This window comes from Amycolatopsis sp. NPDC058986, from assembly GCF_042741125.1.
Lineage (GTDB): Bacteria > Actinomycetota > Actinomycetes > Mycobacteriales > Pseudonocardiaceae > Amycolatopsis.
The window spans coordinates 20,959-43,756 of record NZ_JBHYJW010000029.1; the positions used below are offsets into that span (position 1 = coordinate 20,959).

The following is a 22,798-nucleotide window of genomic DNA, read 5'->3' on the forward strand; positions in this document are numbered from 1 at the left end:
CATGCGACAGTGGCGGGTCTCGCCGTACGGCCGCCGGGCGGTGCTCGTCGATCTCGACGGGCAGGAGGACGTGCTCGGCCTGCACGACGCGCTCGAACAGGAGCAGCCCGACGGCGTGACCGAGCTCGTCCCGGCGGCACGGACGCTGCTGGTGCGGTTCGACCCGGACCGCACCAGCCACGAGCGGCTGACCGACGACCTGCTCCGGCACTCCACAGTGGACGTTTCCGCGCGGGCGGAGCGCGAGGTCGTCATCGAAGTCCGCTACGACGGCGAGGATCTGGGCGAGGTCGCTGAGTACACCGGGCTGTCGGTGGCCGAGGTGGTGGAACGCCACGAGCAGGGCGGATACGTCGCGGCGTTCTGCGGTTTCGCACCGGGTTTCGCCTACCTGACCGGGCTCGATCCGGTGCTGCACGTGCCGCGGCGGGCCACGCCGCGCACCCGGGTGCCCGCCGGGTCGGTCGCGATCGCCGGCGAGTACACGGCGGTGTACCCGAACTCGTCGCCCGGTGGCTGGCGCCTGCTCGGCCATACCGGACACCCGGTGTGGGACGTCGAACGGGCGCGGCCGAACCTGCTCACCCCAGGCACCCGAGTGCGGTTCGCCAGGACGCGCCGATGACCGCGAAGCTCGACGTACTGCGCCCGGGCCCGTTCGCCACCGTGCAGGATCTGGGCCGTCCCGGCCTGGCGGCGATCGGCGTCGGCCGCTCCGGCGCCGCGGACCGCGGTGCGCTTCGCCTGGCGAACCGGCTGGTCGGCAACCCCGAGGGGCACGCCGCGCTGGAGACCGCGCTCGGCGGGCTCGCCCTGCGGGCCTCGGAGACGGTGACCGTCGCCGTCACCGGGGCACCGTGCCCGATCACCGCCGGAGGCCGCGCGGCCGGGCCGAACGCGCCGATCGTCCTGCGTCCCGGTGACGAGCTGGCGCTCGGCACGCCGGAACGTGGTTTGCGGTGCTACGTCGCGGTTCGAGGCGGCCTCGACGTCCCCGCGATCCTCGGCGCCCGCGCGACCGACACCCTCGGCAAGCTGGGCCCGCCGCCGCTCGCGGCCGGGATGTCGCTGCCGGTCGGGAGTGTCGTGCTCGGCCCGCCCGCGGTGGATCTCGCACCACGCCCCGGCCTTCCGGCCGAGCCGTGCCTGCGGATCACCCCGGGACCACGGCTGGACTGGTTCACCGGCGACGCACTGTCCACAATGGTCTCGCGGCCCTACACCGTTACGTCCGATGTGGACAGAGTCGGCATCCGGTTCACCGGCCCGCAACTGAGCCGCGTCCGCGATGGCGAGTTACCACCCGAGGCGTGCGTGCCGGGCGCACTGCAGGTGCCGCCATCGGGCGCGCCGATCCTCTTCCTCGCCGATCACCCGGTGACCGGTGGCTATCCGGTGATCGCGGTCGTCGACGAGGACGATCTCGACCTCGCCGCCCAGCTCCGTCCCGGGATCTCGGTCCGGTTCACCGCCTCGGGCGCGTGAGCAGCCAGGCGAGGTTGACGACCGCGAGCGAGCCCCAGATCCAGCACAGCACCGTCGGCTCGAACTGCGCGACAACCGTCGCGAACGCGCCGAAGGCCACCGTGCCCAGCACGACCCCGGCACCACGACCGGCATCGAGCGCGCTGCGCAGGGGACCGGGTTCGGCCAGCCGCTCGGCGAGGTAGGCATCGAAGGCCTCGGCCACACGGTCGTCGATCTCGTCGCGCAGCACCGGGTCGAGACGCTCAGGCATGAGCCACCGCCAGCGGCCGCGTAGCCCGCGAAACGACAGCCGGCGCCGTCTTGCGCAGTGCGACGAAGACGCACACCGCGGCCAGCGGCAGTTCGAGCGCGAGCGCCATGATCAGCGACACCACGACGTCGCTGCCCGCGGTCAGCACGTCGAACCAGGCGTCCACGAACAGGAGCACCGCCGTCCCGATCGACGCGAGCGGCGCCCGGTGATCGCCCCGCCGGACCAGCCACGCCGTGGCGAGCAGCCCGAGGGCCTCCAGCAGGTCCAGCCCCACCCACGCGACACGCCAATGCTGCGCGGGGTAGGCGTCGGGCAACGTCGCCCAGAGCACGCCGATCCACGGCAGCAGGCCCGCTCCCGCGAGCAGGAACAGCCTTCCGGCCAGGTCTTTCCGCATGACAGCCCCCGATAGGTCGCGGCGCCGGTGCGCCTCGCCGACCAAGTTAGCCGATTGCAGAGACTTTTTGCAAACTTGCTTTGCAGTACTTCTCTGCAATACGGTGACCGCATGGCGGAACGTCCCGAGCGCCGCGTACTCACCGGCGCGGACATCAAGGCGCTGTACAAGGCGCTGTCCAATCCGGTGCGCCGCGACATCCTCAGCTACCTCGGGGACCACGGCGAAGCGAACTCGACCAGCGTCGCGAAGGCACTCGGCGAGAGCACCGGGACGACGAGCTACCACCTGCGCAAACTCGCGGATCTGAAGCTGATCGCCGAGATCGAGGAGCGCTCCACCGGGCGCGAGCGCTGGTGGCGGTCGCTGACGAAGGACATCTACACCCCGCCCGGCCTGGAAATGACCCCGGACGAGCGCGAGGCCGCGACCAAGCTCGGCGCGCTCAAGATGAGCCACGACCTCGGGCTCGTCGTCAGCGCGTACAGCGGCTACGACACCGCCGGAGGCTGGAACCAGATCTACCGCAGCGGGCTGCGGATGACCGAAGAGCAGATCACGTCGTTCGTCGAGGAGTACCAGAACCTCATCTGGAAGTACGTGAACGAGCCCGGCGAAAAGCCGCCCGGCTCACGGCAGATGGCCGTGCGGCTGTACATGCTGCCCGACGAGGGCCCGCACCCGACACCGCCCAAACTGGACGGCGACGAGGACTAATGCCGCCTCATCCCCTCCGCCCGCCCTCAACGGTGGAGCTACGCTCCCATGCCCAGCCCTGACACGCGGAGCGTCAGATTGAGCCTGCCGGTCAGGCCCAGCGCCGGTTCCGCCGTGCCCGGCAGGGTTTTCGGCACTCCGTGATAGGCGAGCCGCGACGCGCCACCGAACACGAACAGATCGCCCGAGCCGAGTTCGACGTCGGTGTACGGCTGCCCGCGATTCTCCGTGTTCCCGAAGCGGAACACACAGGTGTCGCCGAGGCTGAGGGACACCACAGGTTCAAGGCCGCGTTCGTCCTTGTCCTGATGCATCCCCATCCGCGCGGCGGCGTCGTAGAAGTTCACGAGCGCGACGTCCGGCCGGTAGTCCTCGGCGGGCGAGCCGTACGCGTCCGCCAGCCCGCGGCGCCCGAGATCACCGAGCCAGTCCGGGAACGGCAGCACCGGCGAGCCGTCGCCGTCGTCGATCGTGCGCGAATAGCGGTAGGGATACCAGTGCCAGCCGAGGCAAACCGTGCGCACGGACATCACGCCCCCGCTCGGCAACCGCGCCGACCGGTAGCCGCGCCAGCTCCGGCAGGCCTCGACCAGCTCACGCTGCGCGTCGAGATCGAGCCAGTCCGGCACGTGCACCGCGCCGGGTGCGATCTCGGCCCGTGGACGGGGAAGCAGCGCGTTCACCCCGGCGATTCTGCCACCGGGCACACCGCGTAGCCGCTCGCTATCCGCCGCGCGACGTTCGCACTTTTTCCGGCACCTCGGCTCGCCAGCCGAGCATTACCCGCTGACCCCGGAAAGCCACATTCGCCGCCACAAGCCTCCGCATTCCTCGCTCGAATGGCGCAGTCCCGAAGTCACGCAGCCGAGTTCCTCTGCTCTGCGTCACCATTCGTCCAAGACTGCCACAGAACTGTGATCCACGGCACACTCGATCGGCAACGAGGCGGTCACGTGACCAGTGACCGCCTCCCCGGCTACCGCGCGTGTTCATGAGGAAGGCCGCACGGGGTGGCCCTGCCCCGCGGCGGGCCGAGCAGCCGGATCAGCGAACCGCCCGGCACACCGAGGATGTCCTCGAGATTCCGCAACGCCCGCAACGATTCCGACCGCTCCGGCCGGCACCGTCCCGACTGCCAATGGCTCAGTGTGGCAAGGCTGAGCGAAGTCCCCCTGCTCCGCAAGCGATAGCGGATGCGATCGAGGCCGAGCCCTCTGGCCCGGATCGCCGCGCGCAACGCCTCGGCGAACGGGCCCGTTTCGAGCAACCGTTCCAGTTCGCTCCCCGTGCGTTCCCCCCGGTCGATGGTCCTTGGTCGTTGACCGGTCATGGTTATTTCGCTCCGAGCTACAGCTGGTGAGAACACTGGAGCGTAGGCGCCGCGCGGCAGGATCGGAAGGGTGCTCACCCAGGTGCTTCAGGCGAGCGCACGCAGCGATCGGGCAATGGCCGCGAAGGGCTGGAGATAGCCGGAATTGACTGTGGCGTACGAGATCCCCCACTTCTCTCGCCAGCCGAGAAGTGTGTCGGTGGCCTGTCCGGGATCGGCGGGGAGCACGGTCACCGCGCCGGACGCGGCGAGTTCCGGGACGTCGACTCCGGCGAACCGCGCGACGTGCGGTGCCGGCTCGTCCCCAATCGCCATCAGGTTCACCGCCAGCTCGATCTCGCCGAGCCGCGCACCAGCGAGCTCGCGGAACTTGTCCACAATGGACAGCGCTTCGTCCGGCGTGGTCCGTGGCAGCCACGAGAACGTGACGATGTCGGCCTCGCGGGCGGCCAGCGCGAGCATCTTCGGCCCCCGCGCGGCCATGAGCAGCTTCGGCCGGTCCGGCGTGCTCTTGATCAGCTCGATGGTGGCTTCCAGCCGCTCGATGCGCTGCGCCATCCCGGGGTAGTCCCTGCCCAGCGACCGGGCGTGGTCGTCGGCACCGGGACGGCCGGCGCCGAGGCCGAGTTCGAACCGGCCACCCGTCTGCCGATGCAGCGTCCGGACCTGCCAGTCGAGCTGGCGCGGGTCGCGGAACGGGTCGGCGAGCACGAACGTGCCCACCCGGAGCGTGCTGGTGACCGCGGCGGCGGCCGGGACGAGCGTGAGCGGGTCGGAGCCGGCGACCGGGTCGGTGGCCAGCATCGTGTCCAGGCCGAGTTCCTCGACCTGCTTCGCCTGCGCGGTCCACGCGGCCAGGTCCGGCGAGAACCCGGCGACGATCCCGAAGCGGAAGGGTTTCGATGTCATGCGGCCATCGTGGTCCTCGGGCGCGACCGGCACATCCGCTCCAGGACGTCAACCGCGGATACGTCCCGGTGCGCACGTGGGCTGAAGGGGACTTTCGTCTCATGCCATGCGAGGAACGTCCCCTTCACCGCGTCCTGCGCGAGGAAAGTCCCCTTCAGCGCAGGGCGACCGACAACGCCTGCGCGATCTCCTTGCCGATGGCGTGCGTGGCGGTGTCCGGCGGCGAGCCCACCTTGACGACCATCGGACCGCCGAAGGGCTGACGCTCGACGACCTCGATCCGTTTGCCGAGCCCGATGGCGTGCTCGGTCAGATACCGCAGCAGCTCCGGATCGGTGTCCCAGACCCGCACGATCTCGCCGACGGCTCCGGGCGGCAGATCGTCGAGGATCCGCATCGGCAGCTCCTCGACACTGCCGTCGGGTGCCGGGATGGGGTCGCCGTGCGGATCGCGCACCGGGTTGCCGAGCTTCGCCGCGATGCGTTCGACCAGCCTGTCGGACACCGCGTGCTCCAGCGCGTCGGCCTCGGCGTGCACCTCGTCCCAGGTGTAGCCGAGTTCGGACACCAGGTACGTCTCGATCAGCCGATGCCGCCGCAGCACCGACCGGGCCAGCTGCCTGCCCTCGCCGGTCAGCTCGATCCCGCGGTAGGGCACGTGCGCGACCAGGCCCAGCTGCGCGAGCTTCGTGACCATGCCCGAAGCCGACGACGGGCTCACCTCGAGCCTGCCGGCGAGCGAAGCGTTGGTGACCGCCTCACCCCGCTCGACCAGCCCGTAGATCACGCGGACGTAGTCCTCGACCGACGAAGACCTCCGGACCGAACCATCACCCATGCCGAATACGATACGGCGTGATCAGGGTCGCCAGCGGTAGCGGATCCATCCCGGCACCGGTTCGGCGCCGAGATCGGCGTAGAACGCTTCGCCCTTTTCGTTCCCCGCCTGCATGTCCCACTCGACCCGCCCGGTCGTCCGCGCGCGCAGCGCGTCGAGCAGCTCGCGGCCGAGCCCGTGCCGCCGGTACTCCGGCCGGATGAACAGATCGTCCAGCCAGATCCCCGGCCGGGCCTCCCAGGTCGAGAAGTTCCAGCTGCAGAACGCGAAACCCGCGACCTTGTCCGGGTCCCCCGGCACGGTGGCGATCAGCACCCACGCCTTGGGCTCCGGCCCGAACAGGTGACCGCTCATCTCGGCGCGGTCGAGCTTCAGCTCGGTGTTTCCCTCGTACTCCGCGTGTTCCTCGATGAGCGCGCAGATCTCCTCCGCGTCCTCGAACACCGCTTCCCGGACCGGCATCGGCCAGCACTCCTCTCGGTCGTCAGTTCGGGGCCTCGTAGCGCAGCTCGCCGCCGACGGCGGTGGCCAGCACCCGAGCATCGTCCATAGTGGACTCGTCGGTCGGGTCGGCCGACAGCACGGCGAAGTCCGCGAGCTTGCCGGGTGTCAGCGTTCCCAGATCATTCTCGGCGAAGACGGCGTACGCCGAGCCTTGGGTGTAGGCCCGCAACGCCTCGCGCGGGGAAAGCGCTTCCTGCGGACCGAACGGGGCACCGGAGGACGTCCGGCGCCGCACCATGTCGGCGAGCGCGAGCAGCGGGGCGCCGTTCACGACCGGGCGATCGGAACTCGCGGGCAGCACGCATCCCGCGTCGAGCAGGCTCTTCAGCCGGTAGCACCACGCGACCCGCTCCTCGCCGAGCGCGGCACGCATCCCGTCGCCGAGTTCGTTGACGAACCGGCCCTGCGGGGACGGGATCAGGCCGAGACGCGCCATCCGTGTCAGCTCGTCCGGCTGCAGGACCGCGCAGTGCTCGATCCGGTGCCGGTGATCGGCGCGCGGATGCGCGGCCAGCGCGGCCTCGTAGGCGTCGAGGACGACGGTGATCGCCCGGTCCCCGATCGCGTGCGTCGCGATCTGCCAGCCCGCCTCGTGCGCCCGCATGATCGTCCGCGCGAGTTCGTCCTCCGGCAGCTGGAAGTAGCCGCGGTTGTCCGGCTCGCCCGCGAACGGCTCGTGCATGGCGCAGGTTTTGCCGACCAGCGAACCGTCGGCGAACAGCTTCATCGGGCCGATGCGCAGCCACTCGTCGCCGAGCCCGGTGCGCAGACCAAGATCCAGGCCGAAACCCGCGCCGTCGCTCAGTTCGTGCAGTACCGGCGCGCCCACCATCACCGTGGCTCGCACGCGCAACAGCCCGCGTTCGCGAGCCAGCTGGTACGCCGCCAGTTCCGCCGGGGACTCGCCGACGAGCCCGCCGCCGATCCCGGCCTCCTGGACACTGGTGATGCCCTCGGACAGGTACACCTCGCTCGCCCGGCCGAGACCGCGAACCAGCGTTTCCGTCGGGGTCGGGTAGGTCAGCGGGTCCAGCAGCCGCTGGGCCTGTTCCCGCAACAGCCCGGTCGGCGAGCCGCCGTCGTCGAGCACGAGGTCCCCGCCCACCGGCACGTTGCCGACGTCCAGCCGGTCGAGCACCGCGGTGTTGACCACGCACATGTGCCCGGAAGTGTGCTTGAGCTGCACGAGCTTTCCCGGGGCCGCGCGATCGAGACCATGGCGGTCGGGATGGCCGCCGACGAGCTTGTTCTGGTCGTAGCCGCTGCCGACGACCCAGCTGCCGTCGGGCAGTTCGGCCGCCCGGCGCGCGATCGCGGCGTAGACCTCCTCGACGCCGCGGCAGTCGCTGAGCGGGACATGGTCGAGCGACATCCCGTACCAGGCCATGTGGTTGTGCGCGTCGTGGAAACCGGGGACGACCACCGAGCCGCCGAGGTCGACCCGCCGACGCGCCGACAACGCTTCGGCGTCCTCGCCGAGCGCCACGATCCGCCCGTGCAGGACGGCCAGCGCACTCGTCGTGGTTTCCCCGGTCAGCACCAGGGCGTTCTCGTAGACCGTGTCGACCCGCATGAATCGGACCCTATCGATCGATCGATCGAACGTCTAGGCTCGCCCTCATGAGCACCGTGGACCTCGCCGTCGCCGACGGCATCGCCCAGATCCGGCTGAACCGGCCCGAGCGGCTGAACGCCGTCGCCCCGGCACTGGTCGACGACCTGCTGGCCGCACTCGACGAGGTCGCGCGCGGCGACGCCCGCGTGGTCGTCCTGTCCGGGAACGGCCGCGCGTTCTGCGCGGGTCACGACCTGAAAGAGCCCACCCCGGAGGGTGATTCACGGGCCAGGCTCGATCGGTTGCAGGACGTGACGCGGCGGCTGCGCGCGTTGCGGCAGCCGGTGATCGCCGCGGTGCACGGCTACGCGATCGGCGCGGGCGCGGAGTTCGCGCTGGGCTGCGACCTGATTCTCGCCGCCGAGGACGCGGTGTTCCGCTTCCCCGAGGTCTCGCTCGGGCTGAGCGTCACCGGGGCGGCGTCGCGGCTGCTGCCGTTGCTGGTCGGACCGCTCAAGGCGAAGGAACTGCTGCTGCTCGGCGACCGGATCTCCGGAACGGAGGCGCACGAACTGGGGCTGGTCAACGCGGTCTTCCCGGCAAGCGAACTCCCGGAGCGCGCACTCGACTGGGCGGCGAAGATCGCCGCGCATCCGGCGGAGGCCGCCACGATGGCCAAGCGAGTCCTCGACTCGGGCATCGACAACGCGCTGGAATCCGCGCTGGAACTGGAAGTCAGCCACGCGCTGGTCACCGAGCACTCGGCCGCGGTGCGCGCGTCCACCGAAGCGTTCCGGAGCCGGGCATGACGCCGTTGCGCGAGTGCACCACCCTGGTCGAACTGCTCACCCGCGCCGCCGAACTCTGGCCGGAGCGGACCGCCTGGATCTTCGACGAAACGGGCGAGCGGCTCACCTTCGCCGAAGTCGACCGCCGCAGCTCACGGCTCGCGCTCACCCTGCTCGACCTCGGCGTCCGTGCCGGTGACCGGGTCGCGGTGATGCTGCGCAACCAGCCGGAATTCCCGCTCCTGTGGCTCGCGCTGGCGAAACTCGGCGCGGCGCTGGTGCCGGTGAACACGAACTACCGGGAGTTCGACGGCGCCCATGTGCTGCGCCATTCCGGCGCGCGATTCGCCGTCGTCGCGGCGGAATTCGCCGAACTGATCGGCCGTGTCGCACCGGAAACCGCACTCGAGCGGACGCTGACGATCGACGAACTCACCGCACTCACCCCTGGCATCGGCGCGGCCCGGTTCACCACCACCGCCGAGCGGCCGGTCAACATCCAGTACACCTCGGGCACCACCGGCGCGCCCAAGGGCTGCGTGCTGCCCAACCGGTACTGGACGACGCTCGCGATCAGCCTGGCCACCGACTTCCCCGCCGTCGGCGAGGACGACGTCTTCCTGACCGCGCAACCGTTCCACTACATCGATCCACAGTGGAATGTCGCGTTGGGACTCGCGGGCGGCGCAACGCTCGTTGTGCTGGACCGCTTCCACCCCACGACGTTCTGGTCGAAGGTCCGCGAATACGAGGTCACCTGGTTCTACTGCCTCGGCATGATGCCCGCGCTGCTGCTGCGCCAGCCTCCGCACGAGGACGACCGGAACCACCGGGTCCGCGCCGTCACCGCGTCGGCGATCCCGGTGGAGCTGCACGCGGAACTGGAGGAACGCTGGGGCGTGCCGTGGTACGAGGCGTTCGGGATGACCGAGACCGGCGGCGACATCCGGATGACCGCGGCCGACCACGACGAGACGGTCGGCACCGGCTGCCTCGGCCTGCCCAACGCCGCCCGCGAGGTGATGATCGCCGGCGACGACGACAAGCCGTTGCCACGCGGGGAAACCGGACAGCTGCTCATCCGCGGGGTCGGGCTGATGCACGGCTACCACGACGATCCGGAAGCGACCGCGCGTGCCTTCGCGGGCGGTTGGTTCCACACCGGTGATCTGGCCAAAATGGACGATCGGGGCCGGGTCTACTACGTCGGGCGCACCAAGGACATGATCCGCCGCAGCGGGGAGAACGTGTCCGCCGACGAGGTGGAACGCGCGCTGCTCCTGCATCCCGCGGTGAAGCTGGCGGCCGTCGTCGCGGTGCCCGACGAGTTGCGCGGCGAGGAGATCAAGGCCTATGTCGTCCGCGACGGCGATCGTCCCGAACCCGCCGAACTGGCCGAGTTCTGCGCGGAGAAGCTCGCCTACTTCAAGATCCCGCGGTTCTGGGCCTTCCCGGACGAACTGCCGCTGACGCCGTCCGAACGGGTCGCGAAGGGCGAACTGCGGAGGATCGCCGACCCGCGCGCGGGCAGCTGGGACCGGACGGCGGGCCGATGGCTGTGACCAGTCGCGAGCGCGTCCGCGCCGCGGCCGTCAAACTCTTCGCCGCCAAGGGTTTCCACGGCACCGGCATCCGGGATCTCGCGCAGGAGGCGGAACTGTCCTCGGCCAGCCTGTACCACTACATGGGCACCAAGGAGGATCTGCTCGTCGACATCATGACCACCGCGCTGCGCCGCCTGCTCGACGCCGCGCGCCAGGCCGTCGCCGAGTCCGCCGGCCCGGTCACCCGGGTACGCACGCTCGTGGCGCTGCACGTCCTCGCGCACGCGGTCCAGCCAGAGGAAACCCGGGTGGTGGACAACGAAGTGGACGCCCTGTCCGACGAATCACGCGAACGGGTCGTCGCGTTACGGGACGACTACGAAAAGCTCTGGTCCGACGCCATCGAGGAGGGCGTGGCGGCCGGTGTTTTCCACACCACACATCCGGCTGTCACCCGGTTGGCGCTCCTGGAGATGTGCAACGGCGTCGCCCGGTGGTATTCGCCACGCGGGCCGCTCTCCCTCGACCAGCTGGCCGCGCATTACGCCGAACTCGCGCTGCGGGTCCTCGGCTGTGAATGTCCGGCCGGTGTTTCGGAGTTGCGGCGGGAGCGCGAAATGGTCGCGAAAGTGTGGGGAGTGCCCGTTTAGCGGCGCTTTTACCACCGTACGCCTTGCCCCGGGCGCGTGTGTGGGGGACGCTCGAAGGGTGACTGAGCAAACGATCCAACTGGAACTGGACGACTCGGGTCTCGCACCTGGTCTGCCGACCCCGGCAAACCCCCGCGATCAGGTGCAGGACGTGCCTTACCGCCCCGTGGAGTTCCGTGACGACGACCTCCCCGCGGCACTGGAACGGTGTGCGGGCTGGCTACGTCAGGCCCAGGAGTGGCTCGGTGAGCCGCTGGACGTGCTGGCGATCCACCTCGACTACGACGAACGGCAGGGTTCGCCCTACTACGACGTCAAGCTGCTGTGCAACGAGGAGGACCTGGCGGGCGTCCCCATCGCGCTCCGGAACCAGAAGTAGGAACCTGAAGTGCCGTTAAGGCCACCTTACGGGCGTCAGACGCCCGTAAGGTGGCCTTAACGGCATGTGGGGCCCCGAAGTGGTAGGGCCTCAGCCCAGGACGCCGCCGAGCTTGACGTGACCCTTGAGCAGGTTGCGGGCGATGGTCCGGCGCTGGATCTCGTCGGTGCCCTCGTAGATGCGCAGCAGCCGCAGCTCCCGGTACCAGCGCTCGATCGGCAGCTCCCGCGTGTAGCCCATCCCGCCGTGGATCTGCAGGACACGGTCGACGATCTCGTTCGCCTTCACCCCGCCGTAGAGCTTCGCCATCGACTGCGCGTGCCGCGAGTCCATCTTCTGGTCGACCTGCCACGCCGCGTGCAGCACCAGCCAGCGCAGCGCTTCCAGTTCGACACCGGAGTCCGCGATCATCCACTGGATGGCCTGTCGCTCGGCGATCTTCTGCCCGAACGTCTCCCGCGTGTTGGCGTGCTCGATGGCCATCGACAGCAGCCGCTCGCACGAACCGATCGCGCGGGCGGGCAGCAGGTACCGGCCCTGGCCGATCCACTGCATCGCAAGTTCGAACCCACGTCCTTCCTCGCCGAGAATCTGCGACGAGGGCACGCGAACGTCCTGGAACACCAGCGAAGCCGGGCCCCACTCACCCATCGTGTCGATGTACTCGGACTTCCAGCCCATCTCACGATCGACGAGGAAGCACGTGACGCCGCCGTTCGCGCCCTTCTCTGGGTCGGTGATGGCGAACACCATGGTGAAGTCGGCCTCGTTGCCGCCGGTGATGAACGTCTTCTCGCCGTTGATGATCCAGTCGTCACCGTCCTTGCGGGCCGCGGTCCGGATCGCCTTCGCGTCCGACCCGGCACCCGGTTCGGTGATCGCGAAACAGGACTTCCGCTCACCCGAGATCGTCGGGAGCAGATAGCGCTCTTTCTGCTCCTCGTTGGCGTGGAACAGGATGTTGTCCGCCGAGCCACCGAACTTGAACTGCACGAAGGTGCGGCCGAGCTCGGCTTCGAGCAGCGCCGCCATCACCGCGGACAGCCCCATGCCGCCGTAGGACTCGGGCGTCAGCACACCCCAGAACCCGGATTCCTTGGCCTTGAGCTGAAGCTCGCGCAGTTCGTCGGAGGTGATCCCCGGCTGCCCGGCGCGCTCGCGGCGCAGGACCTCCGGCTCGAGCGGGATCAGCTCACGCTGGACGAAGGTGCGGACCCAGTCGCGCACTTCCCGTTCCTCGACGCTCAGGGTGAAATCCATGGCTACCTCTTCTGCGGAATTCTCTGCCCGACACGGTCGCGGCCGCGGAGGCGCCACGACGCTGGCTAAGCGCTTGCTTAGTTCAGGATACCCGTACTCCCGGTCACGTCTACCCCGTACGCGTGACAAGCGGGATCGGGCGCGGAAGGATCGAACGCAGGAGACAAAACTTGGGGGTTCCGGTGATGGAGATCGCAGTCCGGTGGTCGAGGCCGCTGCCGAACGAGGAGCGTTTCCTCCGGCTGCTCGACGACGTCGAGCTCGGACGGCACGAGGCATACCGGCAGGAAGCGGACAAGCGGCGCTTCCTCACCGGGCGGGTGCTCGCCAAGACCCTCACCGCCGAACGGCTCGGCCGCGACGTCGAGACGGTGCGGTTCGACGCGACGTGCGAGGACTGCGGGAAGCCGCACGGGCGGCCGCGGGTACCGGGCTCGGACCTGACGCTGACCATCTCGCACTCGGGCGACCTGATCGGCGTCGCGGCGACCGACGGCGTCCCGATCGGCCTCGACGTCGAGACGGCCACCCGCCGCGCGGACGACTCACTGATCGACTACGCGCTGAGCCCGGTCGAGCAGAAGGCGCTGGCCGGGCTGACCGCCGAGGAACGGGCCGCCGCGTTCTTCGTCTACTGGACCCGCAAGGAAGCCGTGATGAAGGCGACCGGCAAGGGCCTGAAGATCCCGCTGCAGAGCATCACGTTCTCCGGGCACGACGAGCCCGCGCGCCTGGTGTCCTCCGACGACGCGGCACTCGACCCGGCACTGACCCGCCTCGCCGATCTGGAAGCCACCGAGGGCTACCGCGCCGCCGTCGCGGTGCTGACCACGGAAGATCTCCAGGTCACCGAACACTTCTGGACCCCGGACGCCTGAGCAGCGGGAGCAAGGGACCTTTACTAGCGTTGCTTAGCGGAACTAACAAGCGTGAGCAAAGGTCCCTCGCCCACCTTCCGCAGGTCAGAGTGGGCCAGAGGGGGTGGACGAGCGCCCCAATGTGGCGTTCGGTGCGTTGGACGCACCCAATGCCACATTCGGGCGCATGAACCCCGGCTCAGACGTACGGGAGATTCGCGTCCGCCAGGCCCATCGCGCCCAGCAGCGTCCGGAACTTCGCGCTCGTCTCGTCCAGCTCGGCACGCGGGTCCGAGTCGGCCACAATGCCGCCACCGGCGTAGAGCCGCATCGACGTGTCGGCGACCTCGGCGCAGCGGATCGCAACCGCCCACTCGCCGTCCCCCGCGGCATCGACCCAGCCGACGGCACCGGCGTAGTAGTCCCGGTCGAACGGCTCCAGCTCGCTCACCAGCGAACGCGCGCCCTCGGTCGGGGTACCGCAGATCGCCGGGGTGGGGTGCAGCGCGGCGGCCAGGTCCAGTGCGGTGACGCCGGGATCGGCCAGCTCGCCCGTGATGGCGGTCCGCAGGTGCCAGATCGCCGGAGTGGACACCAGTTCCGGGCCGTCGGGAACGTCCAGCGAGCGGCAGAACGGCCGCAGCGCCTCCACGACGTAGTCCACGACGACCGCGTGCTCGATCTGGTTCTTGCGCGAGGTCCGCAACTCCTCGCCGTTGGCCCGGTCGGTCTCCGGATCGGCCGAACGCGGCATCGACCCGGCGTGCGGGAGGGTGAAAACGGAGCGTCCGGCGCGGGAGAGCAGCAGCTCCGGGGTGGCGCCGACGAGGGTGCGGCCGCTCGGCAGCTGGGCGGCGTAGGTGAAGTGGCGGGGGTTCTCCCTCGCCAGGTTGCGCACGATGTGCTCGGCACGCAGCGGTTCGGTGAACTCGAGGTCGAGGGCGCGCGCGAGGACCGCCTTGCTGAAACCCCGGTCCGCCAGCGCGGCGACCGTGGCGGCCACGGTGTCCATGTGCGCCTCGGGCGAGGGCACGGCGCGGACGTCCGACGGCCGCGGCAGCACCTCCCGTGGCAGGACAACGGCCGCGGAAGAATCATCCGCATCGGCGCGGAGCACCGTTCGCGGGAGTACGAGGTGCCCGGGGACACGCGTGCCGGAGCCGGTGTCGAAGGGCAGGACACCGACCGCCAGCGGCGCGCGGGCAGCCTTCAGCTGCCGGGACACCTCGGCGGCGAGCCGGCCCGGGTCGGTCTCGGTGACGGTCCGCTGGACACCCTGCGCGAGCAGGGCGCGGCGGGCCGTCGCGAGCAGGAAGTCACCCCGCTGGTAGCGGGCGGCGAGGTCGACCGGGGTCGCCGGCGCGGTACTGGTCGTCACGCCTCCAGCGTCCCAGGATCCGGGAGGTCCGCGGGGAAAGTGTTGCCGGGGCAACACCGTGTCCAGGCTCCTGCCGCAGGCAGGATCACACCTTCCCCGCGGGGACTCCCCGACGGCTACTTGAGCGCGTCGATGAGCGCCTCACGCTGGCGCTCGCCGAGGCCGGCGGCACGCCGGTCGGGGTCGATGCCCGCCTGCTCGAGCAGGGCGGCGACCTTGACAGCGCCCAGGCCGGGGACGGCCTTCAGCAGCTGGGTGACCTTCGTCTTCCCGATGGTCTTGTTCTCCTTGGCCTGCTTGAGCACCTTCTCGATGCTCTCCTTGCCGGACTTGATCGACGCAAGCAGCTCGGAACGCGCCTTACGTGCCTCGGCCGCCTTCGCGAGGGCCTCGGCGCGCTGCTCCGGAGTCAACGTGGGCAGAGCCAACGTAGTAGTCCTTTCCTCATCAGGTCTCCGCTTTCGCGGCCGACGGCCTTATCCCCATGCTTGCAGGTGCAAGCGCTGGCCAGCCGTCTCTTACCACCGCCCCAGTAAACGCCACGACGTTCACGGACGTACAACCGACACGCACTTATTACCCCTCGACCACCCGGTGGGCAACCCGTCGCCTCCCCGCTCCAGCCTGCGGAAACGTCCACCCGACACGCTTCGCAGCCGGGTTCGCTCACTCGAAAGTGCGGCGCATTTCACCCGCTATGGGTGACTACTTTCGTTCCCACATAAGGAAAATGTTGAAAATTGATGATCTTGTACCGGTTTACGTGGCCACCCGTTAGCGGGACGTCGTAACCGAAGAGTTGCCTGAGTTGACCATGCTCGGAACGCCCGTTCCGCATTAGAGTCGGCGGCACCCAGACCACCGGCGAATGAGTCCACGGGAGTCCCCCATGTTGAGCACGATGCAGGACCGGCCGCTGTCGCTGGCCACGCTGCTCCGCCACGGCACCTCGGTGCACGCGGGGAGCGAAGTCATCACCTGGACCGGTTCAGAAGCCCGCCGCGAGAGCTACGCCGAGCTCGGCAAGCACGCCGCCCGGCTCGCGAACGCCCTCCGGAGCCTCGGGGTGACCGGCGATCAGCGCGTCGGCACATTCATGTGGAACAACGCCGAGCACCTCGCCGCCTACCTCGCCGTCCCCGCGATGGGCGCGGTGCTGCACACGCTGAACATCCGGCTGTTCCCCGAGCAGCTGACGTTCGTGGCCAACCACGCCGAGGACCAGGTCGTCATCGTGGACGGCACCCTGGTCCCACTACTGGCGAAGCAGCTACCAGGGCTAAAGACGGTCAAACACGTCATCGTCGCGAACGGCGACGCCGCCGCGCTGGAGGCGCCGGCCGGGGTCCAGGTGCACTCCTACGACGCGCTGCTGGCCGCCCAGCCCGACGAGTTCGACTGGCCGCTGGTCGACGAGCGCTCGGCCGCCGCGATGTGTTACACCTCGGGCACGACCGGTGACCCCAAGGGCGTCGTGTACTCCCACCGCTCGATCTGGCTGCACTCGATGCAGGTCTGCATGACCGACAGCATGCGGCTGGCCCAGCACGACAAGGCCCTCGCCATCGTCCCGATGTTCCACGCGATGGCCTGGGGCATGCCCTACGCCGCGCTGATGGTCGGCGCGTCCCTGCTCATGCCGGACCGTTTCCTCCAGCCCGCCCCGATCGCCGCGCTGCTCGCCGCCGAGAAGCCGACGTTCGCGGGCGCGGTGCCGACGATCTGGCAGGGCCTGCTCGCCCACCTCGACGCGAACCCGCAGGACATCTCCCACCTGCGCGAGGTCGTCGTCGGCGGCTCGGCGGCACCGCCGTCGCTGATGCACGCCTTCGAGGACCGCTACAACGTGCCGATCCTGCACGCGTGGGGCATGACCGAGACGTCGCCACTGGGCAGCGTCGCGCGGCCGCCGGCGTCGGCGACCGGCGAAGAGCACTGGGCCTACCGTTACACGCAGGGCCGCTTCCCCGCGTCGGTCAGCGCGCGGCTGATCGGCGACAACGGCGAAGTCCTGCCGTGGGACAACGAGGCCGTGGGCGAGCTGGAGGTCCAGGGGCCGTGGATCGCGGCCGCCTACCACGGCGGCGCCGAGGTCGACCCGGACAAGTTCCACGACGGCTGGCTGCGCACCGGCGACGTCGGCAAGATCAGCCCGGACGGCTTCCTGACCCTGACCGACCGGGCGAAGGACGTCATCAAGTCCGGCGGCGAGTGGATTTCCTCGGTCGATCTGGAGAACCAGGTCATGGCGCATCCCGCGGTCGCGGAGGCCGCGGTGATCGGCATCCCGGACGAGAAGTGGGACGAGCGGCCGCTGGTCGCCGTCGTGCTCAAGGAGGGCCAGAACGTCACCGCCGAGCAGCTGCGCGAGTTCCTGGCCGACAAGGTCGCGAAGTGGCAGCTGCCGGAGAACTGGACTTTCGTGGACGAGGTGCCGAAGACCAGTGTCGGCAAGTTCGACAAGAAGCGGCTGCGGGCGTTCCACTCCGAGGGAAAGCTCGACATCTCACAGCTCTAACGGGTAAACATCCGGCGAGTCAGATGGTCCGTGGGGGCCTCCCTGAGGGAATCTAGGTCCCTCAGGGAGGCCCCCACGGGCTTGTGGCAGATGGGACTGGGGATGCAGCAGCGCAGCAGGCGGAACTTCTTCGCACTGGCGGGTATGGCGGCGGCGGGCGTGACCGCGGCCGCGTGCGGGTCGAACACGGGCAGGCAGGGCAATCCGCCGCCGTCGACGGCGTACTCGGCGGCGCCGCCGGAACCGGCGAAACCCACGCTGCAGCAGTGGTATCACGCGTACGGCGAGGACGGCGTCCAGGACGCGGTGAAGCGCTACGCCGCCGCGTACCAGAAGGCCAAGGTCTCCGTGCAGTGGAACCCGGGCGACTACGACTCGAAGATCGTGACGGCCCTGCAGAACAGCCCCGTGCCGGACGTCTTCGAGGCACAGGTCAAGATCGACTGGGTGCGGCAGAACCAGGTCGTCCCGCTCGACGACCTCATCGGCCCGGTGAAGAGCGACTTCACCCCGGCGCTGCTCGCCGCGAACACGGTCGAGGGCAAGGTCTACGGCATCCCGCAGGCCATCGACACCCAGGTTCTCTTCTACCGCAAGAGCCTGCTGTCCGCCGCGGGCGTGCAGCCGCCGCAGACCGTCGACGAACTGATCGACGCGGCGGCGAAACTCACCAAGGGCGGAGTGAAGGGCTTGTTCGTCGGCAACGACGGCGGCGTCTCGACGCTGACCGGCCCGCTGCTGTGGTCGGCAGGGCTCGACTACCTGAAGAACGACAACCGCGAGGTCGGCTTCGACGACCCGCGCGCGGCGACGGCGTTCGGCAAGCTGCGCGCGCTCAACACGAACAACTCGCTGCTGCTCGGCGCGCCGACGGACTGGTCGGATCCCGCCGCGTTGATCGACGGCCTCGCCGCGATGCAGTGGACCGGGCTGTGGAACGTGCCGAAGATCCAGGCCGCGCTGAAGGACGACTTCGGCGTGCTGGCGTTCCCGAAGCTCGACGGCAGCGGCGCGCCGTCGGTTCCGGTCGGCGCGTACGGCGCGATGGTCAACGCCAAGAGCCCGAACGTGGCCGCCGCCAAGGACTTCGTGAAGTGGCTGTGGATCGACCAGACGGCGGATCAGCTGGAGTTCGCCACGAAGTTCGGCTTCCACGTGCCGGCCCGGCAGAGCCTGGTGGACAAGGCGGACAACCTGAAGTCCGGCCCCGCCGCCGACGCCGCCCGGTTCGTCAAGGAGAACAGCCACCTCATCGGCGGCCCAGTGTGGACCCAGCCGTCGAACACCGCGCTGAGCGACGCGGTCGCGAAGATCGCCAAGGAAACCGCCGACCCGGCGGCCGAGACGAAGAAGGCGGTCGACGTCGCGAAGGCCGAGCTGAAGCGCCTGTTCGGCTGATGCGGTCGCGCAAGGCCCGCGACACCGCGGTCTTCTGGCTGTTCGTGGGGCCGCTCCTGATCGGGCTGATCGTGTTCGCGTACCTGCCGATCGGCTGGAGCGCGTACCTGTCCTTCTTCGACGCGCGCAACACGGTCACCCCGAGCACGTTCGTCGGGCTGGACAACTACGCGCACATGCTGACCGACGAACCGTTCTTGTCCAGCCTCGGGACGTTCAGCGTGTTCGCGGTGTTCATCGTGCCGCTGACCTTCGTGCTTTCACTGGCGCTGGCGGTCGGGGTCAACCAGCTGAAATTCGCCCGCGCGTTCTTCCGTTCGGTGTTCTTCCTTCCCTTCGCCTGTTCCTACGTGGTGGCCTCGCTGATCTGGAAGACGTCGTTGTTCTCCGGTGTCCGATATGGACTGGCGAACTCGGTGCTGGGCTTGTTCGGCGCCGACCCGGTGGCCTGGACCGGGACCGTGCATCCGCCCTTGTACTGGGTCGTGCTGGTGACCGCGCGGCTGTGGTTGCAGCTGGGTTTCTACATGATCCTGTTCCTCGCCGCGCTGCAACGAATCCCGAAGCATCTCTACGAGGCGGCGTGGCTCGACGGCGCGAAACCCGGCTGGCAGGTGTTCCGGCACATCACGCTGCCGCAGTTGCGCGCGACGTCCGTCGCGGTGCTGCTGCTCAACCTCATCAACGCGTACCAGGCGTTCGACGAGTTCTACAACATCATGGGCGATTCACGCGGCTATCCGCCGTTCGCCAGGCCGCCGCTGGTGTACCTCTACTACACCTCGCTCGGCTCCGGCGGTCAGGACCTCGGGCGCGGCAGCGCGGGCGCGGTGATCCTGGCGCTGATCATCGCGCTGGTGACCCTGTTGCAGGGCAGGGTGTTCCGGTTCGATCGGGAGGCGGTGTGAAAGCGCTCGCGCGGTGGACCGCGCTCCTCGTCGCGACGGTGCTCTTCCTGCTGCCGTTCTACCTGCTGCTGCGCAACGGCCTGTCGACCCGCGCCGAGATCACCGCGCCCGGCTGGACGTTCTTCCCCTCGACGGTGCACTGGGAGAACATCGGCGACCTGTTCTCGCTGCAGGACGTCCCGTTCGCGCACAGCCTGCTGACGTCGGCCGTCGTCGCCGTGGTCCAGACCGCCGGCGTGCTGCTGGTGTGCTCGCTCGCGGGCTACGGACTGGCCAGGATTCCTTACCGGCACTCGAAAAAGGTGCTGTACGCGGTGATCGCGACGTTGATGATCCCGACATCGGTCACCTTCGTGCCCAGCTTCGTGGTGGTGTCCACCCTCGGCTGGGTCTCGGATCTGCGCGGGCTGGTGATCCCCGGGATCTTCAGCGCCTTCAGCGTGTTCCTTTTCCGGCAGCATTTCGTGGACTTCCCCCGCGAACTGGAGGAAGCGGGCCGGATGGACGGGCTGAGCCGCTGGGGCGTGTTCTGGCGGATCGTGGTGCCGAACTCGCGCGGGTTCTTCGCGGCGATCGCGGTGATCACCGTGATCGGCAGCTGGAACGCGTTCCTGTGGCCGCTGGTGATCGCGCAGTCGCCGGACTCGTGGACCGTCCAGGTGGCATTGTCCGGGCTGCTCACCTCGCAGAATCCCCAGCTGAACCTGCTGTTCCTCGCCGCGGCGATCTCGATCCTGCCGATCGTGCTCCTGTTCGTCTTCCTGCAGCGTTACCTGGTGCGCGGCGTCGCCGAATCCGGCCTCAAAGGATAGTCACTCCCAGGAGTCGGCCTGATTAGCCCGAATGGCGGCACTATGAGGCATTAACAAATGTGACCCTGTGCGCTCATCATGGAACGCGGGGCGGACAACAGACGACGGGTCCATGGCTGCTCCGCAAGATCGACTGAGACCGGAGCCCGTTCGAGGGGGAACGCCATGGCCACCTGGTGGATCGACTACAGCGCAGCGAAACTCTCCGCCGCCACGATAAAATCGGCCAAGATCGGGTCGAACGGCGAGACCGCGACCGGCGTCATCCGCTACATCGACGCGCCGAATCTGCTCGGCACCAAGCACACGAACGCGTCCGAGTACCGCGACCAGTTGAATTCCGGCCTCGGCCTCGCCATGTACTTCGAGGTCGACCAGGACGACGCGATAGGCGGGTACGCGCAGGGGCAGGAAAACGCGCGGCGCGCGCTCGCCGGGTGCAACTACCTCGGCTTTCCCGGCGTGATCTTCTTCTGCGCCGACCGGTGGTTCAACGCTCCAGGGCGGCCGGTCATCACGGCCGCCCTGTGGCAGGCCTATCTCGACGGCGCGGTGAGCATCCTTGGCCGGGGCCGGGTCGGCGCATACGGATTCGCCGACGCGATGGACGCCGGCCGCGGCCACGTCGACTACTTCATCCAGTGCGGGGCCTGGGAAGCGGCCCGCGGCTTCATCAACGGCTGGCAGGACAACAACTATCAGCCCATCGTCGGGGGCATCCAGACCGACCGGGTCCTGATCCTGCGCCCGATCCCCTTCACCCCCGGTGGAGGTTCGTCCGCGTTCATGAACGACGAGGAGTGGAACATGCAGCTACAGTCCGGAGAGCGACGCAGCATGTCGTTCGACATCCCCGCCGGGGCCAGCCAGATCCGCGTCAACTGCCCGGTCGACTTCATCATCGTGCACGGGATCTGGCAAGCCGGTGAAGGGCTTCCCGAGGGCGACAAGTTCGACTACAAGTGGAGCAACGAAGCCGACTTCCACATCGACCGGCTCCGGCCGTGGAAGATCGACGTGGCGCCCGGCGCGACGCAGGGATCCATCATCTACACCTATTCCCCGGGGCATCCGGAACGAACGGCTTCCCTTTCGTTCCGCTGATCCCGCTTTCCGCCGAGCCAGCGGAAAATCAGGACGAACGACAGCACCAGCGCGCCGCCGTCGGTGAGCAACGACGGCAGGAGCCCGGCAGGACCGTAGAGTTCCAGTGACGCGCGGAAAACCGCGGGCGGGATCGCGATCACGCCCGCCGCCTGGGTGATGTTGACGATCAGCACCAGCCAGAAGATCCGCGCACGCGGCCACAGCGCCAGGAGACCGAGCAGGTTACCGGCCAGGTAGAGATCCCCTACCAGCCGGAGCACGGTGAGGAATCCTGGCGCTTCGGCCCGCGCCTCGGCGGGTGACTTCCCCGCCAGCCGCATGGCCGTTTCGATCATGTGCGGGTCGATGACGACGAAGTTCTGCAGTGCCGTGCCGATCGCGAACACCGCCGAGCACACCGCGACCACCAGCCGCAGTCTCGGCGTCCACGTTTCCCCGGTATCTGCCATGACTCCCCCTGTTCTCTATCACCGATAGAGAACAATCTATCACTGATAGAGTGCTCGGGTGGCACGCAAAGGCACGCTCGACCGTGAGCAGATCACCGAGGCCGCACTGGGCCTGCTCGACGAGGTCGGACTGGCCGAACTCAGCACGCGCAAACTGGCCACCCGCCTCGGGATCAGCTCGCCGACGCTGTACTGGCACGTCCAGGACAAGGGACAGCTGCTCGATCTGCTCGCGGAGGCCATCTGCGCGGACGCGTTCGAGATCGACGGCTCGCTGCCGTGGCGCGAGCAGCTGGCGAGCGGACTCCGGCAGTTCCGCGCCCTGCTGCTACGCCATCGCGACGCCGCGACACTGCTCCGCGAACGCCCGCCGACCGGGCCGCATCGGCTGGGGCACATCGAGACGACAGTGCGCATCCTGCTCGACGCGGGCTTCTCCGCCGACGAGACCGCCGGGATCGCCCGTCTGCTCGCCGCGCACGTGCTCGCCTCCGTCGAACAGTTGCCATCGGTCTCCAAGGACGCCAAGAACCCTTTCGCCGCAGGCGAAATCGACAAGCCCACCCCAGCGAGTTCCGGGGACTACCCGAATCTGCGCGGCCTCGCTCCCGCGTTCGCTCGTCTATCCACAGAGGACTTGTTCGAACTCGGCATCGACATCATCCTCGACGGCCTCGACCACCGCCGCCGCCGAACCCGCCGGAAACGCTAGCGCCCCACTGCCGGCCACCCGGGTACCGAATGCGAGATTTCTTCGTG

26 protein-coding genes are annotated in these 22,798 nt (G+C 69.0%); 14 read left to right on the forward strand and 12 right to left on the reverse strand.

All coding sequences use genetic code 11. The features are described from left to right. The first annotated feature begins 1 nt into the window (after nucleotide 1). Together ACFW0G_RS24580 and ACFW0G_RS24585 are read left to right on the forward strand one after the other, a co-directional pair. Nucleotides 2–625 (forward strand): allophanate hydrolase subunit 1, encoded by a 624-nt coding sequence (locus ACFW0G_RS24580; protein WP_378327722.1) that lies wholly within the window; start codon nucleotides 2–4, stop codon nucleotides 623–625. Next, a complete protein-coding gene (locus tag ACFW0G_RS24585) occupies nucleotides 622–1,485 on the forward strand; it encodes a biotin-dependent carboxyltransferase family protein (protein ID WP_378327723.1) in 864 nt (287 codons plus the stop codon). Before ACFW0G_RS24580 ends, ACFW0G_RS24585 begins: the two co-directional genes overlap by 4 nt. On the opposite strand, the gene ACFW0G_RS24590 is transcribed toward ACFW0G_RS24585, so the two are convergent. Further along, entirely contained in the window at nucleotides 1,466–1,738 is a 273-nt protein-coding gene (locus tag ACFW0G_RS24590) for a hypothetical protein (protein WP_378327724.1), read from the reverse strand. The two genes, ACFW0G_RS24585 and ACFW0G_RS24590, sit on opposite strands and share 20 nt — an antisense overlap. Beyond that, nucleotides 1,731–2,138: a hypothetical protein gene (locus ACFW0G_RS24595; RefSeq protein ID WP_378327725.1), complete on the reverse strand. Its 408-nt coding sequence runs from the start codon at nucleotides 2,136–2,138 to the stop codon at nucleotides 1,731–1,733. The genes ACFW0G_RS24590 and ACFW0G_RS24595 overlap by 8 nt, the downstream gene beginning before the upstream one ends. Before the next feature lie 111 nt (nucleotides 2,139–2,249). Between ACFW0G_RS24595 and ACFW0G_RS24600 the strand changes: the two genes are divergently transcribed. Continuing rightward, the gene (locus ACFW0G_RS24600; RefSeq protein ID WP_378327726.1) at nucleotides 2,250–2,855 is read left to right on the forward strand and encodes an ArsR/SmtB family transcription factor; all 606 of its coding nucleotides are present in this window, start codon (nucleotides 2,250–2,252) and stop codon (nucleotides 2,853–2,855) included. A 38-nt stretch (nucleotides 2,856–2,893) separates the two neighbouring features. On the opposite strand, the gene ACFW0G_RS24605 is transcribed toward ACFW0G_RS24600, so the two are convergent. The 6 genes from ACFW0G_RS24605 to ACFW0G_RS24630 all read right to left on the reverse strand — a co-directional run bounded on the left by ACFW0G_RS24605 (nucleotide 2,894) and on the right by ACFW0G_RS24630 (nucleotide 8,009). Continuing rightward, nucleotides 2,894–3,538, reverse strand: a complete 645-nt coding sequence (locus ACFW0G_RS24605) for an alpha-ketoglutarate-dependent dioxygenase AlkB family protein (protein ID WP_378327727.1) — start codon at nucleotides 3,536–3,538, stop codon at nucleotides 2,894–2,896. A 293-nt stretch (nucleotides 3,539–3,831) separates the two neighbouring features. Further along, complete coding sequence (locus ACFW0G_RS24610) at nucleotides 3,832–4,185, reverse strand: transcriptional regulator (protein ID WP_378327728.1); 354 nt, start codon at nucleotides 4,183–4,185, stop codon at nucleotides 3,832–3,834. Nucleotides 4,186–4,272: 87 nt separating this feature from the next. After that, nucleotides 4,273–5,094: an LLM class flavin-dependent oxidoreductase gene (locus ACFW0G_RS24615; protein ID WP_378327729.1), complete on the reverse strand. Its 822-nt coding sequence runs from the start codon at nucleotides 5,092–5,094 to the stop codon at nucleotides 4,273–4,275. Between the two features lie 154 nt (nucleotides 5,095–5,248). Then, nucleotides 5,249–5,932 (reverse strand): metal-dependent transcriptional regulator, encoded by a 684-nt coding sequence (locus ACFW0G_RS24620; RefSeq protein WP_378327730.1) that lies wholly within the window; start codon nucleotides 5,930–5,932, stop codon nucleotides 5,249–5,251. 21 nt (nucleotides 5,933–5,953) lie between these two features. Next, a complete protein-coding gene (locus ACFW0G_RS24625; protein WP_378327731.1) occupies nucleotides 5,954–6,394 on the reverse strand; it encodes a GNAT family N-acetyltransferase in 441 nt (146 codons plus the stop codon). Between the two features lie 22 nt (nucleotides 6,395–6,416). Next, nucleotides 6,417–8,009: an amidohydrolase gene (locus ACFW0G_RS24630; protein WP_378327732.1), complete on the reverse strand. Its 1,593-nt coding sequence runs from the start codon at nucleotides 8,007–8,009 to the stop codon at nucleotides 6,417–6,419. A 47-nt stretch (nucleotides 8,010–8,056) separates the two neighbouring features. On the opposite strand from ACFW0G_RS24630, the gene ACFW0G_RS24635 reads away from it, so the two are divergent. Genes ACFW0G_RS24635 through ACFW0G_RS24650 form a run of 4 tightly spaced genes read left to right on the forward strand, consistent with a single transcriptional unit; the run spans nucleotide 8,057 to nucleotide 11,352 of the window. Then, nucleotides 8,057–8,800 carry an enoyl-CoA hydratase/isomerase family protein gene (locus ACFW0G_RS24635; RefSeq protein ID WP_378327733.1) on the forward strand — a complete coding sequence of 248 codons (744 nt, stop codon included), beginning with the start codon at nucleotides 8,057–8,059 and terminating at the stop codon, nucleotides 8,798–8,800. Further along, nucleotides 8,797–10,341, forward strand: a complete 1,545-nt coding sequence (locus ACFW0G_RS24640; protein WP_378327734.1) for an AMP-binding protein — start codon at nucleotides 8,797–8,799, stop codon at nucleotides 10,339–10,341. Before ACFW0G_RS24635 ends, ACFW0G_RS24640 begins: the two co-directional genes overlap by 4 nt. After that, entirely contained in the window at nucleotides 10,332–10,973 is a 642-nt protein-coding gene (locus ACFW0G_RS24645; protein ID WP_378327735.1) for a TetR/AcrR family transcriptional regulator, read from the forward strand. The genes ACFW0G_RS24640 and ACFW0G_RS24645 overlap by 10 nt, the downstream gene beginning before the upstream one ends. Before the next feature lie 58 nt (nucleotides 10,974–11,031). After that, nucleotides 11,032–11,352, forward strand: a complete 321-nt coding sequence (locus ACFW0G_RS24650) for a hypothetical protein (RefSeq protein ID WP_378327736.1) — start codon at nucleotides 11,032–11,034, stop codon at nucleotides 11,350–11,352. A 90-nt stretch (nucleotides 11,353–11,442) separates the two neighbouring features. On the opposite strand, the gene ACFW0G_RS24655 is transcribed toward ACFW0G_RS24650, so the two are convergent. Beyond that, the gene (locus tag ACFW0G_RS24655; RefSeq protein ID WP_378327737.1) at nucleotides 11,443–12,612 is read right to left on the reverse strand and encodes an acyl-CoA dehydrogenase family protein; all 1,170 of its coding nucleotides are present in this window, start codon (nucleotides 12,610–12,612) and stop codon (nucleotides 11,443–11,445) included. A 182-nt stretch (nucleotides 12,613–12,794) separates the two neighbouring features. Between ACFW0G_RS24655 and ACFW0G_RS24660 the strand changes: the two genes are divergently transcribed. Continuing rightward, on the forward strand, nucleotides 12,795–13,490 hold the full coding sequence (locus tag ACFW0G_RS24660) for a 4'-phosphopantetheinyl transferase family protein (RefSeq protein ID WP_378327738.1): 696 nt from the start codon (nucleotides 12,795–12,797) through the stop codon (nucleotides 13,488–13,490). 178 nt (nucleotides 13,491–13,668) lie between these two features. Here the strand turns inward: ACFW0G_RS24660 and ACFW0G_RS24665 are convergent, their stop codons facing one another. Further along, a complete protein-coding gene (locus tag ACFW0G_RS24665) occupies nucleotides 13,669–14,847 on the reverse strand; it encodes an isochorismate synthase (protein WP_378327739.1) in 1,179 nt (392 codons plus the stop codon). A 116-nt stretch (nucleotides 14,848–14,963) separates the two neighbouring features. After that, the gene (gene mihF, locus ACFW0G_RS24670; protein WP_051767699.1) at nucleotides 14,964–15,275 is read right to left on the reverse strand and encodes an integration host factor, actinobacterial type; all 312 of its coding nucleotides are present in this window, start codon (nucleotides 15,273–15,275) and stop codon (nucleotides 14,964–14,966) included. Nucleotides 15,276–15,736: 461 nt separating this feature from the next. Between mihF and ACFW0G_RS24675 the strand changes: the two genes are divergently transcribed. The 5 genes from ACFW0G_RS24675 (at nucleotide 15,737) to ACFW0G_RS24695 (ending at nucleotide 21,587) form a co-directional block, all read left to right on the forward strand. Next, on the forward strand, nucleotides 15,737–17,365 hold the full coding sequence (locus tag ACFW0G_RS24675) for a long-chain fatty acid--CoA ligase (RefSeq protein WP_378327740.1): 1,629 nt from the start codon (nucleotides 15,737–15,739) through the stop codon (nucleotides 17,363–17,365). A 102-nt stretch (nucleotides 17,366–17,467) separates the two neighbouring features. After that, nucleotides 17,468–18,763, forward strand: a complete 1,296-nt coding sequence (locus ACFW0G_RS24680; RefSeq protein WP_378327807.1) for an extracellular solute-binding protein — start codon at nucleotides 17,468–17,470, stop codon at nucleotides 18,761–18,763. After that, nucleotides 18,763–19,671, forward strand: coding sequence for a carbohydrate ABC transporter permease (locus ACFW0G_RS24685; protein ID WP_378327741.1), 909 nt, complete (start codon nucleotides 18,763–18,765; stop codon nucleotides 19,669–19,671). Before ACFW0G_RS24680 ends, ACFW0G_RS24685 begins: the two co-directional genes overlap by 1 nt. Further along, nucleotides 19,668–20,483, forward strand: a complete 816-nt coding sequence (locus tag ACFW0G_RS24690; RefSeq protein WP_378327742.1) for a carbohydrate ABC transporter permease — start codon at nucleotides 19,668–19,670, stop codon at nucleotides 20,481–20,483. Before ACFW0G_RS24685 ends, ACFW0G_RS24690 begins: the two co-directional genes overlap by 4 nt. Nucleotides 20,484–20,648: 165 nt before the next feature. Beyond that, nucleotides 20,649–21,587 (forward strand): glycoside hydrolase domain-containing protein, encoded by a 939-nt coding sequence (locus ACFW0G_RS24695; RefSeq protein ID WP_378327743.1) that lies wholly within the window; start codon nucleotides 20,649–20,651, stop codon nucleotides 21,585–21,587. On the opposite strand, the gene ACFW0G_RS24700 is transcribed toward ACFW0G_RS24695, so the two are convergent. Beyond that, nucleotides 21,539–22,039: a hypothetical protein gene (locus ACFW0G_RS24700; RefSeq protein ID WP_378327744.1), complete on the reverse strand. Its 501-nt coding sequence runs from the start codon at nucleotides 22,037–22,039 to the stop codon at nucleotides 21,539–21,541. The genes ACFW0G_RS24695 and ACFW0G_RS24700 overlap by 49 nt on opposite strands. 58 nt (nucleotides 22,040–22,097) lie before the next feature. On the opposite strand from ACFW0G_RS24700, the gene ACFW0G_RS24705 reads away from it, so the two are divergent. Continuing rightward, nucleotides 22,098–22,751 carry a TetR/AcrR family transcriptional regulator C-terminal domain-containing protein gene (locus ACFW0G_RS24705; protein ID WP_378327745.1) on the forward strand — a complete coding sequence of 218 codons (654 nt, stop codon included), beginning with the start codon at nucleotides 22,098–22,100 and terminating at the stop codon, nucleotides 22,749–22,751. Nucleotides 22,752–22,798 lie beyond the last annotated feature (47 nt).